This window comes from Aliiglaciecola sp. 3_MG-2023 (assembly GCF_030548205.1).
Lineage (GTDB): Bacteria > Pseudomonadota > Gammaproteobacteria > Enterobacterales > Alteromonadaceae > Aliiglaciecola.
The window spans coordinates 1-15,471 of sequence record NZ_JAUORV010000014.1 but is presented as its reverse complement, the minus strand read 5'-3'; the positions used below and the strand labels follow the sequence as shown (position 1 = coordinate 15,471).

Below are 15,471 nucleotides of genomic sequence, written 5' to 3'. Positions count from 1 at the left end.
TTGTTGACTGTAATCAAGGTTAACGATCAAAATTAGAAAGCGCATACTAATCTTACAAATTAATCCAAATTAATTCGAAACATTAGTGCAACCATTTGAAATTAAATGACTTTAAAATATTAATAATGGATCGTAGGGATAGGCGTTTTGAGGAGAGATTTCAACTTATAAACTAACATTCATATTATTAGCGTTATGTTCACAGAAGCACTGCGGTGTATTCACTATCTGCGAACAATGAATACACAGCAAAATATTTAATCAACCAAATCCTTAGGCATTTCGGCGCGAATTTCATGCCAAATTTTACCTGACTCTATTCCATATTCGCGTACAACAGACACAACTTTATCAAATTCTTCTGCATCAGCTAATTCCATTAATTTTTGATAATAGTTTCGAGATAATTCACGAGATTTAGGGCAAGAGAAATAGTATCCACCAATTCGAGAATACAAACCTCTAAAACCATTCATCATCAAAACATACACTTTGTTACCTGAAGCAAACGCCATGTCGTGGTTAATTTGATAATCGAATAAGGCAAACGCAGCCCCGTCTTCGGGAATATCTTGATATCCTTTGAGGATCTCCTTCACCCTTGAAGCATTATTTTTAATTGCACCACGAATAAATACTGCACTTAAATTTGTTCTCGCCGCTAACAGGTGATCAACTAATTCGGAAATCCCTTCTTGATCTAAACGTGCCAGTGTTTCAAGGATATTTAAACCCGACGTTTCCCAAAAATTATTCACTTTGGTAGGTTTACCATGCTGAATTGTTAGCCAACCATCTCGGGCAAGTCTTTGAAGTACTTCTCGCAGAGTTGTGCGAGTCACGCCTATGAGTTCTGACAACTCACGCTCCGCCGGTAAAATCGTCCCTGGCGGAAATCGCCCACTCCATATTGACTCAACAATATATTCTTCTGCAAATCCTGCTGGACTTTGTGCCTTGTAAATCATGCAACGGCTCTCTTATTATCATTTTAGTGTCATGTTGATAACTCATTGTACCAGATGAATTTTATATGGAACAACGAAAGTTTAACAGTATGTTAATTATTTAATAGACTTTATCTGTCGCAAAGCTGAGCAATATCTGTTCAAATAGTATCAATTCACTGATTAACAACAGATTTACCTTGCATTTATTGCGCTTACCTTTTAAAAATGAAGGGATAAATATTTGCGATTGCACTTCAGGTCGATGAGTAAAAGGACTCCTCTATGCAAGTTTCAATGACTCAAGCTATTTACAAAAACTTTTTAGGCCATGCTCCGGATTGGTACAAGCAGGTTATTGTAGGGTTTTTAATCTTAAACCCAATTTTATTTTATTTTGTTAGTCCCTATATTGCTGGTTGGGTGTTGGTTTTGGAATTTATCTTCACCTTGGCAATGGCCCTAAAATGCTACCCGCTGCAACCCGGCGGGTTATTGCTCATAGAAGCACTTTTCATAGGCATGACATCTCCAGGTCATATGTATCATGAAATAACTGTAAATATTAGTGTGGTTTTGCTGCTGGTATTTATGGTCGCAGGCATTTACTTCATGAAAGATCTACTGATGTATTTGTTTACTAAGCTATTAATAAAGATAGAAAACAAACGCGCACTATCCTTAGCCTTTATTATCGCTTCGGCATTTTTATCTGCATTTTTAGATGCATTGACGGTAATTGCAGTAATTATTGCTGTAGGTTTAGGCTTCTACAGTATTTATCATAAAGTGGCCTCAGGTAAAGATTTCCACATCGATCACGATCATTCCAGTGATGATGAAATAGCCCAACCAAGTCGTGATGATTTAGAGAACTTCCGAGCATTTCTTCGTAACCTGATGATGCACGCAGCTATAGGAACAGCGCTAGGTGGCGTTATGACCATGGTTGGTGAACCGCAAAACTTGATCATTGCAGACAAAGCATCATGGGGTTTTGGTGAATTTTTCGTTCGCATGGCGCCGATTACGATTCCTGTTTTCTTTTCAGGCTTGCTTACCGCCTATTTCGTCGAAAAAATGGGATGGTTCGGATACGGCGCGCAATTGCCGCCTGTCGTAAGAGGCATTTTGAGTGATTACAACACTCAGATGGATAAACAACGTACAAAATTAGATACCGCTAGACTCTTTACCCAAGCCATTATCGGTATTTGGTTAATCATCGGCTTAGCTTTACATTTAGCAGAAGTGGGTCTTATTGGTTTATCAGTAATTGTACTGGCCACCACCATGTGTGGCGTTATTGAAGAGCATTCTATTGGTAAAGCGTTTGAAGAAGCCTTACCTTTTACTGCCCTGCTATGTGTGTTTTTTGGTGTTGTGGCGGTGATCATTGACCAAGGCCTATTTACACCCGTAATTAACTACGTGCTAACGTTTGAAGGTAAAACTCAACTGGTGATGTTCTACCTCGCCAACGGAGTGTTATCTATGGTCAGCGACAATGTCTTTGTAGGCTCGGTCTACATTACCGAAGTCACCACAGCGCTGCAAAATGGACAAATCACCCGAGATCAGTTTGATTTGTTAGCCGTCGCTATTAACACAGGAACGAATTTACCCAGTGTAGCCACCCCGAATGGACAAGCGGCATTTTTATTCTTGTTAACGTCCGCTATCGCGCCTTTACTGCGCTTATCATATGGTACTATGGTTTATATGGCATTCCCCTTTACAATTGTCTTAACCCTAGTAGGTTTGGCTACAACCTATTTTGGTTTACAGGAACTGACCGACGTTTTATATAATCTGCATTGGATAAACCATCATGTTCCAAGCGAAGCCGCGGGTGCCCCTAGCGCTCACTAAAATTTAGGATAAAATTCATCAAAATGAACATATTTGTATACTTGGGCAATTTAGCGTCAACGCGATGGGCTTGGTTGACGCTAACGTTGTCTGCATTGGCCTTGATTGTAACCGCGCTGTTTTTTCAATACGGATTAGATCTTAAGCCATGCATCATGTGCATTTATCAACGCACAGCCGTATTTGGTTTACTGTTCGCAGGTTTACTCCCTGCCCTCAAAAACAATATCATCACTCGATTTATCGGTTTTGTGACCTGGGGGATCTCGGCTATATGGGGCATGTTTATCGCCATGGAGCACGTAGATATCCAGAACGAAACTAACCCGTTTTTTGTTTCCTGTGAAATTGTCCCTAACTTCCCAGCATTCCTTCCCTTGCACAATTGGTTGCCCAACATGTTTGCTGCCACTGGTGATTGCGGCAGTATTGATTGGGAATTTATCAATATGAGTATGCCTGAATGGATGATTGTGGTGTTTGCAATTTACAGCGCCGTGTTTACCGTGGTTTTATTCAGTCGACTTTTTACCCGCCGCAGCTTTTAAGTCAAACCAACGGCTAAACACAGAAATCGATTAACCCGCAAGTTAATCGATTTCGTTCAACGGCCAAATCACGATGTGATCTTCAAAGTCGCGCTCATCCACGTCTTTGTCGAATACGGTTTTTCCCCGCACAGACATACCAGCCTTGTGCATTTCTGACTTTTTATTCTTATGCAGTAATGGATGCCAGCTAGGCAGCCCTTTGCCTTCGTTAAGTCTACGATAACTGCAACTAGGCGGCATGTAGGCAAGCTGATGAAGGTTATCCTGGGATAATGTGACACATTCTGGCACCAGTTCATCACGGTCTGCGTATTGGGTACAAGCACATGTTTTAGTATTTAAATAGCTGCACACAACATTGGTAAAATGTAACTCTTCAGTGTTAGGCAATTGCGCGGTTTGGGAAGGCGTGACTTGATTGGCAGAGTCTTCTTGAGGCGCGTTTACGGGGAGTTCATCAACTTGCCCAGCACTAACTTCTGAGAGAATGTCTTCTGTGGCGCTTTCTTCTTTGACACTGTCTTCTTTGTCACCTTCATCTATGATTTTGTGTAAGCAACATTTAGCGCAGCCGTCACAAACGGCCTCCCACTCTTGACGATTCATTTGTGCTAACGATTTCGTCTGCCAAAAGTTTGCTGCTAAGCTCATGTTGCCACCAGCACTTTGCTGTTTACACTAAAATGCTCATGTAAACTCAAACACAATTGATCACCAGGATGCAAGGGACCCACGCCTTTGGGTGTCCCTGTTAGCACTATATCACCGGGCAACAAAGTGAAAACCTCGCTAATTTGTGACAATAAAGAAGCAAGGTTCCAGATCATCAGAGACGTATTTCCGTGCTGTCTGAGTTGTTGATTAATGTGCAAACTAAAATCTAAACTTTGAAGATCAGCCAGTTCCCCAACCTCAACAAAACCCGACATCGGACAAGCCCCATCAAAGGCTTTAGCTCGCTCCCAAGGTAAACCTTTAGATTTAAGTTTACTCTGCAAATCTCGTAGGGTTAAATCCAGTGCCAGACCCACTCCATAGATAGCATTGAGGCAATCTGCCTGGGAAGCGTTTTTTAACGGAGACTGCATCAGAATGGCCACTTCCAATTCGTTATGACAATTTCCTAAGGTTTCGGGAGGTAACGAAATCGGATTATTTACATCACATAGGCTAGTCGAAGGTTTCATAAATAATAATGGGTTATCGGGTATTTCATTAGCCAATTCTTCAACATGGTCCACATAATTACGTCCCACGCATACAACTTTGCCAACGGGTAGCTGAATAGGCTGACCATTAATCGTTTTATGACTATATTCCATCTAAGACCCCTTTTTAATTCGATCGGCCAGATAACTAACTGCACTGCCAAAATAGGTTGAACGATTCCAGCGCATAAGCGTATGAAAGTTGGAATAAACCAAATAGATCCGACCATGCTCATCATCGGGCATAATTAACGAGGCTTGTAAGTCTACATTGGGCAAATCTGCACCATTGTAGCGTCTCACTCCTAGTGCCTGCCATGCACTTAATGATTTCATCTTAGATTTAGTTAAACCCGCTAAGCTCAAATCAAAATCGGCAGGAATACGAACTTGGCGTCCCCAGGTTATACTGTCATCCCATCCTTCTTTACTTAAGTAATTAGCAATGGATGCAAAGACATCTTTGGGGTTGCTCCAGATATCTTTTTTACCATCTTTATCATAGTCAACTGCGTAGGTAAGAAAAGAAGTTGGGATGAATTGGCTTTGGCCCATTGCTCCCGCCCAAGAACCGAGAAACTGTGACTTTTGAATATGACCTTGCTGTAAAATCGTCAAAGCCGCAAACAACTGCTTTTTAAAGAACGTTTCACGTCGTCCTTCATAGGCTAAGGTAGATAGCGCAGAAATAACCGAATAATTTCCCATTATCTTTCCAAAATTACTTTCGTTACCCCATAAGGCGACAATAAAGCGCGGTTGCACACCGTATTCTTCACCTATTTTTTCTAAAACCTGCTGATGTTGAGTATACAAATCAATGGCTTGTTTCACCTTCCAATCTGGTACCCGCGTGCGCAAATATTTATCTAGGGTGATTTTAGACTCTGGTTGATTTTTATCTGCTTTGATGGCGCGTTTGTAGAATGTTATGTCGGCAAACGTTTGTTCAACAAATTCAACCTCGAAACCTTCTGAAATCGCTTCCTGCTTAAGTTGCTCCACATAATCGCCGTAGCCTTGTTCTGATTTTTGAGCACAAAGGGGAAAACTTAACAGCAGAATTAAAAATAGAATGCAGTGCCGGTTCACTAATTTGATCATGTCGCCAATTTAACCTTTACTCTTTAATTGTGATTGTTTGTGTGCCTTTAATAAGTCTTCATTTGGTGGAGGTAGTTGTAAATAAAAACCTTTTGAATTCAATTCAGTGGTTAATTTATGAATATCCACCTGGGCCAATTTTTGACGTTTTTGCAGAGCGAGAATCATCACAAAACTAGGGGGGCCAAAGGTTTCCATAAGGGGTTTTGGCACATCATCAAAGTTATCTTTTTGTAAAACGTAGAGATAGGTTTGCTGCTTTTTATTACTTTTGTACACATACACAAGCATTATCGAATCTCCCCATATTTGGCCACTATTTTAAGGGCCTCATCACCTAGCAACTCCTCTCTCCAGCCTTGCATTAAATCAGGTTTTAATCCCATTTCCCGCAGTTCATCTTGTTGATGCCAATGATATTTTAACAATTGTTGGATTTGTTTTTTAGAGCCTATAACTTCAACGGGTATTTCAAGCTCATCTGCTTTTAATTGACATAAAGCTCGTATTTCAGCAGACGCTTTTTTGAATCCTTTGTGGGTGATTAACCTTTCAACAGGCGGCGGGTAGACCTCAACGGGCGCGAGTTTGGCTTCTTCCACCAAACTCAGTAAGGCTTCTGAATGGATCCGCGCTTCCTGTGGCGTCATACCATCAATGGCAAATATCGCACCTTTGTGACTAGGCAAGGTTCTTGCGACTTCAACGAGATTGGATTCACGCACGACAAAATTTAACGCCAAGTCACGAATTCGCGCCTGCTCGATGCGCCACTTGGCTAATATTTTAAGTAAATACAATGAAATTCCTGACAACTTCCAATTGTTTTTAATATTTAAATAAGCCAGCTCAGCCGGAAGGTTAATGGACTTTTTCAATGCCAGTTGACGCATTTCTTGATAAATCCATTCCGTTCTTCCTAACGCTGCAATTTGTTCACTTAATTGAGGATAAATTTGCAACAAGTAGAGAACGTCATTTGCAGCATATTGACACTGCTCTTTACTAAGGGGACGAGCTATCCAATCTGTCCGCGACTCACCTTTATCGAGTTTAATATCTAACATTAGCTCAATGAGATTAGCGTAACCTAATGTAGCTCCCATATTTAATAAACACGCTGCAAATTGGCTATCAAAAATAGGCGTCGGGATCACTTTCAGGCTATGCCAAAACGTCTCTAAGTCTTCAGAGCAGGAATGCAAGACTTTCACTACATCCGGGTTAGCAAAAAGATCCACCAGAGGTGATAAGTCATCAATTTCTAAGGGATCGATAAGAACCAGTGAAACACCATCAAAAACTTGAATCAAGCCTAACTTAGGGTACAAGGTTCTGGTTCGCACGAATTCGGTATCAACGGCAATGGCAGACGCGTTGCTGGCTTGATCACAAAAGGATTGTAATGCTTCGAAACTAGTTATAAGGGTATATTGCATATGAAAAGATGGACACCTAGAAAATAAAAAACCGACATGAGCCGGCTTTTTGATTTAAATGAAATAGTAAAAGATTTCGTTTAACTTAATCGCGCAGCTCTTTGCGCAGTATCTTACCAACATTTGTCTTTGGAAGCTCGTCTCTAAATTCAACAAATTTTGGTACTTTGTACCCGGTTAAATTTTTACGACAGTGATCGATCAAGATTTTTTCCGTCAATTCATCGGAGTTACGGACGACAAAGAGTTTTACTGCTTCCCCGGATGATTCACTAGGCACACCAACAGCAGCGACTTCAACGACTTGATCGTGCATTGCTGCGACTTCCTCAATTTCATTAGGAAATACGTTAAACCCTGACACTAGAATCATGTCTTTTTTTCTATCGACGATATAAAAATAGCCTTGTTCGTCAACCGTAGCGATATCACCGGTTAATAACCAACCATCTTGAATCACCTCGTCGGTTGCCTCGGGACGATTTAAGTAACCTTTCATCACTTGCGGCCCTTTAACGTACATTTCCCCGGGTTGGCCCATAGGGACTTCATTGCCATCATCGTCACACAATTTAATGTCTGTTGAGGAAACCGGCATCCCAATAGAACCTTTATAACTCTCCAGTTGCGGAGGATTCACGCTGACCACAGGACTACATTCGGTTAACCCATAGCCCTCCAACAAGACTTTGCCTGTTACTTTTTGCCACTTTTCAGCCACCGAGCGCTGCACCGCCATGCCGCCACCTAAAGCAAACTTCAAATCTGAAAAGTCAAGATCGTTAAATTCGGGGGTATTGAGTAAACCATTAAATAAGGTATTCACCCCAGTGATCACTGTCCACGGATGTTCCGACATTTCTTTTACAAAGCCGGTCATATCTCGAGGGTTTGTGATTAACAGGCTTGGACACCCAAACTTAACAAATGTCAGGCAATTCGCTTGCAAGGCAAATATATGATAAAGCGGTAGCGCAGTGACCACCAGTTCTTTTCCCGGTTGAATAACCGTCTGTAATACTGACGAAATTTGTTCTAGGTTCGCTACCATATTGCGATGAGTGAGCATCGCCCCTTTTGATACACCAGTCGTGCCGCCGGTATATTGTAAAAAAGCAATTTCATCATTGCTTATTTCAGGCCGGGTATAGGTTAAGGAAGCTCCTTTTTTAATAGCAGATAGGAAACTTTCAGTTTTCGCAATAGAGAACTTCGGCACCATTTTTTTAATGTATTTTACGGCAAAATTCATGAGCCAACGTTTAGGTGCCGGAAACATATCAGCAACCTGAGTTAGCAGAACCTTTTGCACATTGGTTTGCTCAATGACTTGCGCCAAAGTAGATGCAAAATTCTCAATTATGACAATAGCTTTGGTATTCGAATCGTTTAATTGGTGTTGCAGTTCTCGTGCAGTATAAAGTGGATTGACATTTACCACGGTTAATCCTGCACGCAAAATGCCAAATAGTGCCACGGGATATTGAATAACATTAGGCATCATAATGGCAACAGGATCACCTTTTTGTAACCCTTCACTTTGCAAATAAGCTGCAAATTGTGCAGATAAAGTGTCTAACTCGGCAAAGGTAATACTGTGACCCATATTGATAAACGCAGTATTATTCGCGTAAGTCGAAACCGATTGTTCGAATATATCAACTATTGAAGAATAACGCTCTGGGTCAATTTCTGCAGGAATATTGGGGTCGTAGTGCTCTAACCAAATTTTGTCCATTGTGCCTCCAGGGCTTATGCTTCTCAATACAGTTACATGATCTTAACGAATGAACATTAAAATTAATACAGGTAAGACCTGATTGTTTTCTAATTTTATTGTTTTAATGGCGTGTCCGCCAGAAAATTAAGCAATTTAGCTGCAATTTGTTGTGGGTAATCCATATGTAAGTGATGTCCCCCTTCACACGTCACATGAGAAAGGTTCGTCACCCAATCAAATCTTTCCTGCATTTTTTCACGCATAACTTCATATCCAGAGGTACCCATAATCGCTAACGTAGGAGCTTGAATATTTTGCATGAAATGTTTGGCTTGTTCATCTGTTAGTCGAATAGACGACAGAGTGCGAAGCCGTCTATCTGTGCGAAAACGGAGCTGTCCATTTTGTTCGAGCAAATTTCGATTCACTAAAAGTGTAGCAGCCTCTTCGCTCAAATCGCCAACTAATGCTCTAGCATTAACAACAGAATCATAACTTTTGGGGTGTTTCGCTTCCCTTGCCCGCAATTTCAAACGGCTTTCAATAGACTCACGCATTTGCACAGGACTAGTTTGCGCATCCTTAGACATGGGGCCAAATGATTCAATGGTAATGAAATGAGACACAAATTCAGGGAAGCTACTTGCATACAATGAGCCGACAATTCCGCCCATTGAATGTCCAAGTAAAATAAAGTTTTTATAGCCTTGACTCAATACGAGTTCATGTAAGTCATGCACAAAGTCAATTTGGTGATAATGGGCATCCGCACTGCGATGGCTAGAATGACCGTGCCCTGCAAAATCAATAGCGATCAAGTGATAATCATTCAAATAGTGAGATAAAGGGATAAAACTGGCCGCATTATCCAACCATCCGTGCAAAGCAATAATAAGGGGTTTATCGGTATGACCATTAGCAAGTCCAGCTAACTCAAGGTTAGGCAAAGAAAACCTGACATCATGCATTTTCATATCCTTTTAGGCATGTTGTGAAAAACAAAAAAGCGGCAAGTACATGCCGCTTTTTAACACTTTATTGCCACCACCGGAAATTATCCGCCGTGATACACCGCTATCGTGATTAGTTATAATTGCCTAAAAATCACTGTTTAAGGCTCTTTATCAATAGTTCTTACACTGTTATTTCGTGACTGTGACGAACGACTAGGTTGCTGCGTTCTGATTGGCGTTGAAGCACCACCAGAGGGGCTATCGTTACTACGACGGATAAACACACGCTGATGATAAGGGCGGTATGGCCATCCCCAGTAGTTTCCATATGGCCACATACTTATGGTTCTTACGTTGACTTGCTCTAATTCTTTCCAAAGATGATATCCGGTAGATTGAATTGTTGGGAAGACAAACTTGTGCTCGCCCACCATTCCCTCTTCTGAACCTGTAACTTTTCCGGTAAAGGTAATTGCACGACCTTTTTCAAACACCACGGGATCAATAAAGCCGTCGATATAAACCCGAAATCGCCCCATACTCTGGTTTGATACCGAAGGTCTGCCATAGGAGCGAAGCGGAAAGTCTACAACTTCAACCATAGTGGCATCTGGTAAGTTGGTTATTTCAGCAATCACGCCCCCCCAACGAACAATTTTCCCAATATTGTTTTCGGGATTGCTAGTAACTTGCTGATATTCAAGTAGCGTGGTTCCTTCATCTACCTGAATGCTATCAGGGATGACCGTACAGCCCGCCATCAGAACTACTGATATAAATATCGTGATTTTCGCTAACATGAGAATCCCCTTTACTACTTAAATTCAATTAACTAGATTTAATACAACCTGAGATGATTAGGCTCCGTATTTATCTTCTACTCGTCTTTTCGCTAAACAGACCATGAATCTATCACTTCATGTTATTAAATCAATTGGACTTGCTTCTAAACTCACTCTAAATAATAGTAACACCCCATACTCACAATAGGTTTGAATATTGGTTGAATCAACTTCATTTTGGGATATAAATGCCAAACCCACTATAAATTAGCTTAGCAAATAAGCGCAAAATATTACACTAAAACTGTATGCGACAGGATTCAAAAAAGCCGATACTAGACGAATGTATCAATCCCCATTAACGATTGAATTTCACTACGTTGGTTTTCCTTGGCGAGAGATTGGTAGGCGTCTATCGCTTGACGAGCAGTAAAATCTTGAGGTTGTGATGAGTTGCTTTTTTGTTGGCTAAAACGTTCAGCTTGAGCAAATGCTTCTGGTGTATTTTGACGCGTAACAACCTGCTGACGAGGCAACTCAGTGTCACGTCTTTGATTTTGTTGCTCTTGCGCTTCCGCTTGTTTTTGCGGTTCACGAGCAGTGGGCGTGATTGTTAGTTGATTTTGCGCAGCAACTAACGAAGATTTAATTTCCACTAAGCTAAACTCTAGCCTCCTTTTTACCTGTCAAACCATTTTAAACAGCAATAATCATGCACAAAACATGTGCCTGTGTAAAAAAGAACAAAATCTGAAAAAGGACGTTCGGCAATCAAGGGGTTATTCTCTGCCTGGTAGCTTTTTCCAGGTGACCTTATCACGTAAATATACCGGTTGAATGTTCTCAGCCTCACCAAAACTCCCTTGAGCAATAGTTTCGATTGCTAATGGCATCATAGCCGCACTAGCGGGATAAAGAATTGATGCCTGTCCTGTTTTTTCTACTATTGTTTGAAAGGCAGGGTAAGCCGCCCAACCGGTTCCGCATAGTACGTCCGGTTCCTCGGTTAATAGCGCCAGCACAGCATCAGCTGAAAGCACTTGCTCTTCGCCAACCAAACGGGCTAAATTATTCTCATTGCGATATAACGCAAAATACACTTCATCCATTCGAGCATCTATGGCAACCGCAATTAACTTGGCCTGCGTCTCATCAATGGCTTGCTGTGCCATGGCCGCCAGGGTAGAAATACCAATAACCGGTTTTTCAGTGCCGAGTGCCAAGCCTTGAATAATACCGGTTGAAATACGGACCCCCGTGAAGCTGCCTGGACCGCGTCCAAACACCAAATAATCCATTTCTGCTAATGTTTGATTGTTCCGCTGTAATAACTGTTCCACCATAGGCAGTAATTTTTGGCTATGCTGCTGGGGACAAACTTCAAATATGGAATCCGTTTTTTGTTCAATAAGAATCGCCGCAGAGCAGGCTTCAGTGGCTGTATCTATCGCAAGTATCTTCATCAATTCACAGGCCTTCAGAGGAGTTTAATTCAGTTAAAAAATCGACCGCCACCGATAAATCACGGGTACGCTTCATTGGCGGTAAACTAGCTAAAAACGTTTTTGCATAATCTTTGGTGATCAGACGATTATCGCAGATCACCAACACCCCTTTGTCTTTTTCATCACGAATGAGTCGCCCTGCCCCCTGTTTTAGGGAAATAACCGCTTGGGGGATTTGTATTTGCGCAAATGGATTTGCGCCTGATTTTCGACAATCTTCAATTCGCGCCTGCAAAAGTGGATCATCCGGTGCCGCAAACGGGAGTTTATCTATCATTACACAGGTCAAATCGTCACCGCGCACATCTACTCCTTCCCAAAATGCACCTGTACCTAATAGAACCGCTTGTTTGTTGCTGACATATTCGTCTAGTAAGGCTCGTTTGGTCGTGGTGCCTTGCACTAAAATTGGGTTATCAATATGTTCCTCTAAACTTTCAGCGATAATTTTCAGCATTGCATGGGACGTGAATAGCAGGAAACAACGCCCTTTACTCGCTTTAATTAAGGTTATAGCGACTTCCAGTAAATTTTGTCGCATCTCCCAACTACTAGGTTCGGGTAAATACCGAGGCACGCACAGTACCGCTTGTTGTTGATAATCAAAGGGACTATCTAAAGCTAGGGTTTTAGCATTATCCAAGCCCATTAGACGTTGAAAGTGGGCAAAACCACCATCAACCATCAAAGTGGCAGAAGTGAAAACCCAACTGCGTTTAGGCTCTTCAATAAAACTGGCAAAACGTTTAGCAATGCTTAATGGCGTTAAATGCAAAACAATGTGCTTGGGTGTTGTTTCATACCATAAGCTCACCCCTTTTTGATTGACATCGTTTAACACTGCCAATTTTGCTTTGGCATGAGTTACCCTTTCAAATAGGGTATCCAGTTCTTTCTCTCGCCCCAAATGAATTTTAATCACTTCATAAAGCACCGTTAACGACTCGTCCAACTTACTAATTTGCGCTTCAACCTCTGGACGTTTTAACATCTGTCGCCAATTACCACGTTCTGGAGTGACGGGAAATAAAATCCGTAAATCCGCGGCAATCAAACGACATTTTTCAGCAACCTTAACCAGTTGTTCTGCGTCTTTGAGTTGAGTCCGTTTTATAATTTCAATATCTCGTGCTAAATCATGTATTTGTCGACTGGAAAGCGCTTCTCCAAAATACTCACTGGCAATATCGGGAATTTGGTGGGCTTCATCGAATACCACCACATCCGCTTCGGGAATTAATTCCCCAAAACCTGTATCTTTTAATGCCATATCAGCGAAGAACAAATGATGATTGACCACGACAATATCCGCATCCATCGCTTTATTGCGAGCTTTCACTAAATAGCAATCTTCGTAGTCAGGACAATCTCGGCCAAGACAATTATCAACTGTAGAGGTGACTAAGGGCAGAACTCTGGCATTTTCAGCCAATGATTTAAGCTCTCCCATGTCGCCAGTGTTAGTGGTGGAGGCCCATTGTCTGACTTGGGTTAACTCATCTAAGGTTGTGCGCTCTAGCAAAGTGCTATTACCACTGTGTTGTCCTAATCGGTGCAAACAAAGGTAATTAGACCGCCCCTTGAGTAACGCCGCTTGGCGATTACTTTTTAAGGCTTTTTTAAGTAGCGGCAAATCTCGGTGAAATAGCTGCTCTTGAAGATTTTTTGTGCCCGTTGAAATAATCGCTTTTTTATTACTGATCATCGCAGGGGCTAAATAAGCAAAGGTTTTCCCTGTGCCGGTACCCGCCTCAACAATGAGTGGAACTTGATCATCAATACATTGCTCAATGGCGTTAGACATAGCAATTTGTGAAGCGCGGGGACTGAACCCTTCAATAGCAGTAGACAATACTCCATCTTCGGCAAACAACACTGACGTTTTATTCATATTCTGCTTGCCTGCCTATTACTGTCACAAATTAGTATCACTATTGTTATCCATTTAACCAAAATTGCTTTCTCGCTCCGCAACGGGAGAAATTGGCGGTGAGTATGCCAAAAAAATTAAAAAAATGTTAGCGGAAGATAACCTTTGAGTGCAGTTGTGTTGGATATAATGCTTAAAAAATTGCCCCAAAAAAGACAAGTCGCACCAAAGGTGTATTAAAAAACAGACTAATTTATCCAATATAACCCGACCAAACAGCACCAAGAATAATAAAACCATTAATAATCAAATAGATGAAACTTTGGCATAGATTAAGCAATACTTAAAATATTATTTAATTCATCATAAAACAGTAAGATTTATTTGCTATTTTTCTGTTTTCACTGATGGAAACGACAGGTTAACAATCAGTTGTTTCAAGTGGCACATAGAAAGGAGTTCGATTATGTTATTCTGGTTAATATTAGCGACTGTTGTCACCTTGATGGCAATTTTCAAGCCTGCCGATTTATCTAGTAGGTTAATGTCGGCTATAATTTCTACGATATGCTACGTTGGTATCTTTTTATTTGTGACATTGACCTTCGCTCGATCACTTAAAAAAGAAACAGCACTTTAAAATGGACTAAAGGAAACACAATGAAAACAATCAATCAGAAAATTGTATTATCACTATTTATCGCTAGCTTAGGCCTTGCTGGGTGTTCAGAAGCCCAAAAAGAATCAACCAGTGAAACCAAAGCTGAAATGACTGAAGAAATGGAAGAGATGAAGGAAGAAACTTCAGATTATCTTGACGACGCCAAGGATGAAGCGGCAGACATGATGGACGACGCAAGCGAAAAAGCGTCAGAAATGAAAGATGCAGCACAAGATAAAGCCTCAGAAATGATGGAAGATGCTGGGGATGAAGTAGAAGAAATGAAAGAAGCTAGCGCTGACAAGATAAAAGAAGCCTGCATCAAAATGAAAGAGAAAACGGGTGGAGACGTTTCTGATTGTAATTAATCATAAACGGGTGTCTTTTAAATGAGACACTATGTGTAACACCAAAAAAGAGCGAATTTTCGCTCTTTTTTCTTTTCATGGACACCCACCTTTTTGTCATGGACACCCAGAGTTCTTTTCATGGACAGCCAGCATTTTTTTATGGACAGGCACCTTTTAAAATACAGCATTTTTTTATGGACAGGCACCTTTTAAAATACTAACCAGCTCGGTTAATTATTTGTAAAAATAGTTAACGAAGTGTTTTTACGCCCTTATTTTAGATAAATGCATGCAGCGATTCGGTATCTGCGGTGGGTAAGTGCTTTTGAGATGTATTTAGCGCGAGGCTAGGCCTGCTTCTTGTGCAAAAAAATGCCTGAAATGAAAAGTGATTCAGAAGAGCGTTAACCCAATGAACTCATTTGCCGACGTTTTCGTTTGTAGTGCTTTAAAGTGTCTGTTTGTCCGGCTGCCACACTAAAATGTGTTTCAAAGGTTAAAAACATATC

General features: G+C 41.1%; 15 protein-coding genes. 3 read left to right on the top strand and 12 right to left on the bottom strand.

From position 1 onward, the window contains the following. Positions 1-257 precede the first annotated feature (257 nt). Positions 258-968, bottom strand: a complete 711-nt coding sequence (fadR, locus tag Q4574_RS15420) for a fatty acid metabolism transcriptional regulator FadR (protein WP_303475105.1) — start codon at positions 966-968, stop codon at positions 258-260. Positions 969-1,232: 264 nt separating this feature from the next. Here fadR and nhaB point away from each other — a divergent pair, with 264 nt between their 5' ends. Then, on the top strand, positions 1,233-2,819 hold the full coding sequence (nhaB, locus tag Q4574_RS15415; protein WP_303475104.1) for a sodium/proton antiporter NhaB: 1,587 nt from the start codon (positions 1,233-1,235) through the stop codon (positions 2,817-2,819). A 23-nt stretch (positions 2,820-2,842) separates the two neighbouring features. Beyond that, positions 2,843-3,367 (top strand): disulfide bond formation protein DsbB, encoded by a 525-nt coding sequence (dsbB, locus tag Q4574_RS15410; protein ID WP_303475103.1) that lies wholly within the window; start codon positions 2,843-2,845, stop codon positions 3,365-3,367. A gap of 42 nt (positions 3,368-3,409) precedes the next feature. On the opposite strand, the gene Q4574_RS15405 is transcribed toward dsbB, so the two are convergent. The 11 genes from Q4574_RS15405 to Q4574_RS15355 all read right to left on the bottom strand — a co-directional run bounded on the left by Q4574_RS15405 (position 3,410) and on the right by Q4574_RS15355 (position 13,972). Next, positions 3,410-4,021, bottom strand: coding sequence for a YcgN family cysteine cluster protein (locus Q4574_RS15405; protein ID WP_303475102.1), 612 nt, complete (start codon positions 4,019-4,021; stop codon positions 3,410-3,412). After that, positions 4,018-4,692 carry a fumarylacetoacetate hydrolase family protein gene (locus Q4574_RS15400; protein ID WP_303475100.1) on the bottom strand — a complete coding sequence of 225 codons (675 nt, stop codon included), beginning with the start codon at positions 4,690-4,692 and terminating at the stop codon, positions 4,018-4,020. The genes Q4574_RS15405 and Q4574_RS15400 overlap by 4 nt, the downstream gene beginning before the upstream one ends. Beyond that, positions 4,693-5,682: a lytic transglycosylase domain-containing protein gene (locus tag Q4574_RS15395; protein ID WP_303475099.1), complete on the bottom strand. Its 990-nt coding sequence runs from the start codon at positions 5,680-5,682 to the stop codon at positions 4,693-4,695. Positions 5,683-5,691: 9 nt separating this feature from the next. Next, positions 5,692-5,973 (bottom strand): YcgL domain-containing protein, encoded by a 282-nt coding sequence (locus tag Q4574_RS15390; RefSeq protein ID WP_303475097.1) that lies wholly within the window; start codon positions 5,971-5,973, stop codon positions 5,692-5,694. Next, positions 5,973-7,121 carry a ribonuclease D gene (gene rnd, locus Q4574_RS15385; RefSeq protein WP_303475095.1) on the bottom strand — a complete coding sequence of 383 codons (1,149 nt, stop codon included), beginning with the start codon at positions 7,119-7,121 and terminating at the stop codon, positions 5,973-5,975. Before rnd ends, Q4574_RS15390 begins: the two co-directional genes overlap by 1 nt. An 85-nt stretch (positions 7,122-7,206) precedes the next feature. Continuing rightward, positions 7,207-8,859, bottom strand: a complete 1,653-nt coding sequence (gene fadD / locus Q4574_RS15380; RefSeq protein ID WP_303475093.1) for a long-chain-fatty-acid--CoA ligase FadD — start codon at positions 8,857-8,859, stop codon at positions 7,207-7,209. 95 nt (positions 8,860-8,954) lie between these two features. Beyond that, complete coding sequence (locus Q4574_RS15375; RefSeq protein WP_303475091.1) at positions 8,955-9,809, bottom strand: alpha/beta fold hydrolase; 855 nt, start codon at positions 9,807-9,809, stop codon at positions 8,955-8,957. A 143-nt stretch (positions 9,810-9,952) separates the two neighbouring features. Beyond that, on the bottom strand, positions 9,953-10,594 hold the full coding sequence (locus tag Q4574_RS15370; protein WP_303475089.1) for a Slp family lipoprotein: 642 nt from the start codon (positions 10,592-10,594) through the stop codon (positions 9,953-9,955). A gap of 317 nt (positions 10,595-10,911) precedes the next feature. After that, entirely contained in the window at positions 10,912-11,232 is a 321-nt protein-coding gene (locus Q4574_RS15365) for a hypothetical protein (protein ID WP_303475088.1), read from the bottom strand. Between the two features lie 123 nt (positions 11,233-11,355). Beyond that, positions 11,356-12,039 (bottom strand): tRNA (adenosine(37)-N6)-threonylcarbamoyltransferase complex dimerization subunit type 1 TsaB, encoded by a 684-nt coding sequence (tsaB, locus tag Q4574_RS15360; RefSeq protein ID WP_303475294.1) that lies wholly within the window; start codon positions 12,037-12,039, stop codon positions 11,356-11,358. A gap of 4 nt (positions 12,040-12,043) precedes the next feature. After that, a complete protein-coding gene (locus Q4574_RS15355) occupies positions 12,044-13,972 on the bottom strand; it encodes an ATP-dependent DNA helicase (RefSeq protein ID WP_303475087.1) in 1,929 nt (642 codons plus the stop codon). Between the two features lie 639 nt (positions 13,973-14,611). Between Q4574_RS15355 and Q4574_RS15350 the strand changes: the two genes are divergently transcribed. Then, entirely contained in the window at positions 14,612-14,980 is a 369-nt protein-coding gene (locus tag Q4574_RS15350) for a hypothetical protein (protein WP_303475085.1), read from the top strand. Positions 14,981-15,471: the final 491 nt, after the last annotated feature.

Coding starts and splice junctions, on each gene's coding strand:
- fadR (WP_303475105.1), bottom strand. CDS start 968: ATGATTTACAAGGCACAAAGTCCAGCAGGATTTGCAGAAGAATATATT.
- nhaB (WP_303475104.1), top strand. CDS start 1,233: ATGCAAGTTTCAATGACTCAAGCTATTTACAAAAACTTTTTAGGCCAT.
- dsbB (WP_303475103.1), top strand. CDS start 2,843: ATGAACATATTTGTATACTTGGGCAATTTAGCGTCAACGCGATGGGCT.
- Q4574_RS15405 (WP_303475102.1), bottom strand. CDS start 4,021: ATGAGCTTAGCAGCAAACTTTTGGCAGACGAAATCGTTAGCACAAATG.
- Q4574_RS15400 (WP_303475100.1), bottom strand. CDS start 4,692: ATGGAATATAGTCATAAAACGATTAATGGTCAGCCTATTCAGCTACCC.
- Q4574_RS15395 (WP_303475099.1), bottom strand. CDS start 5,682: ATGATCAAATTAGTGAACCGGCACTGCATTCTATTTTTAATTCTGCTG.
- Q4574_RS15390 (WP_303475097.1), bottom strand. CDS start 5,973: ATGCTTGTGTATGTGTACAAAAGTAATAAAAAGCAGCAAACCTATCTC.
- rnd (WP_303475095.1), bottom strand. CDS start 7,121: ATGCAATATACCCTTATAACTAGTTTCGAAGCATTACAATCCTTTTGT.
- fadD (WP_303475093.1), bottom strand. CDS start 8,859: ATGGACAAAATTTGGTTAGAGCACTACGACCCCAATATTCCTGCAGAA.
- Q4574_RS15375 (WP_303475091.1), bottom strand. CDS start 9,809: ATGCATGATGTCAGGTTTTCTTTGCCTAACCTTGAGTTAGCTGGACTT.
- Q4574_RS15370 (WP_303475089.1), bottom strand. CDS start 10,594: ATGTTAGCGAAAATCACGATATTTATATCAGTAGTTCTGATGGCGGGC.
- tsaB (WP_303475294.1), bottom strand. CDS start 12,039: ATGAAGATACTTGCGATAGATACAGCCACTGAAGCCTGCTCTGCGGCG.
- Q4574_RS15355 (WP_303475087.1), bottom strand. CDS start 13,972: ATGAATAAAACGTCAGTGTTGTTTGCCGAAGATGGAGTATTGTCTACT.
- Q4574_RS15350 (WP_303475085.1), top strand. CDS start 14,612: ATGAAAACAATCAATCAGAAAATTGTATTATCACTATTTATCGCTAGC.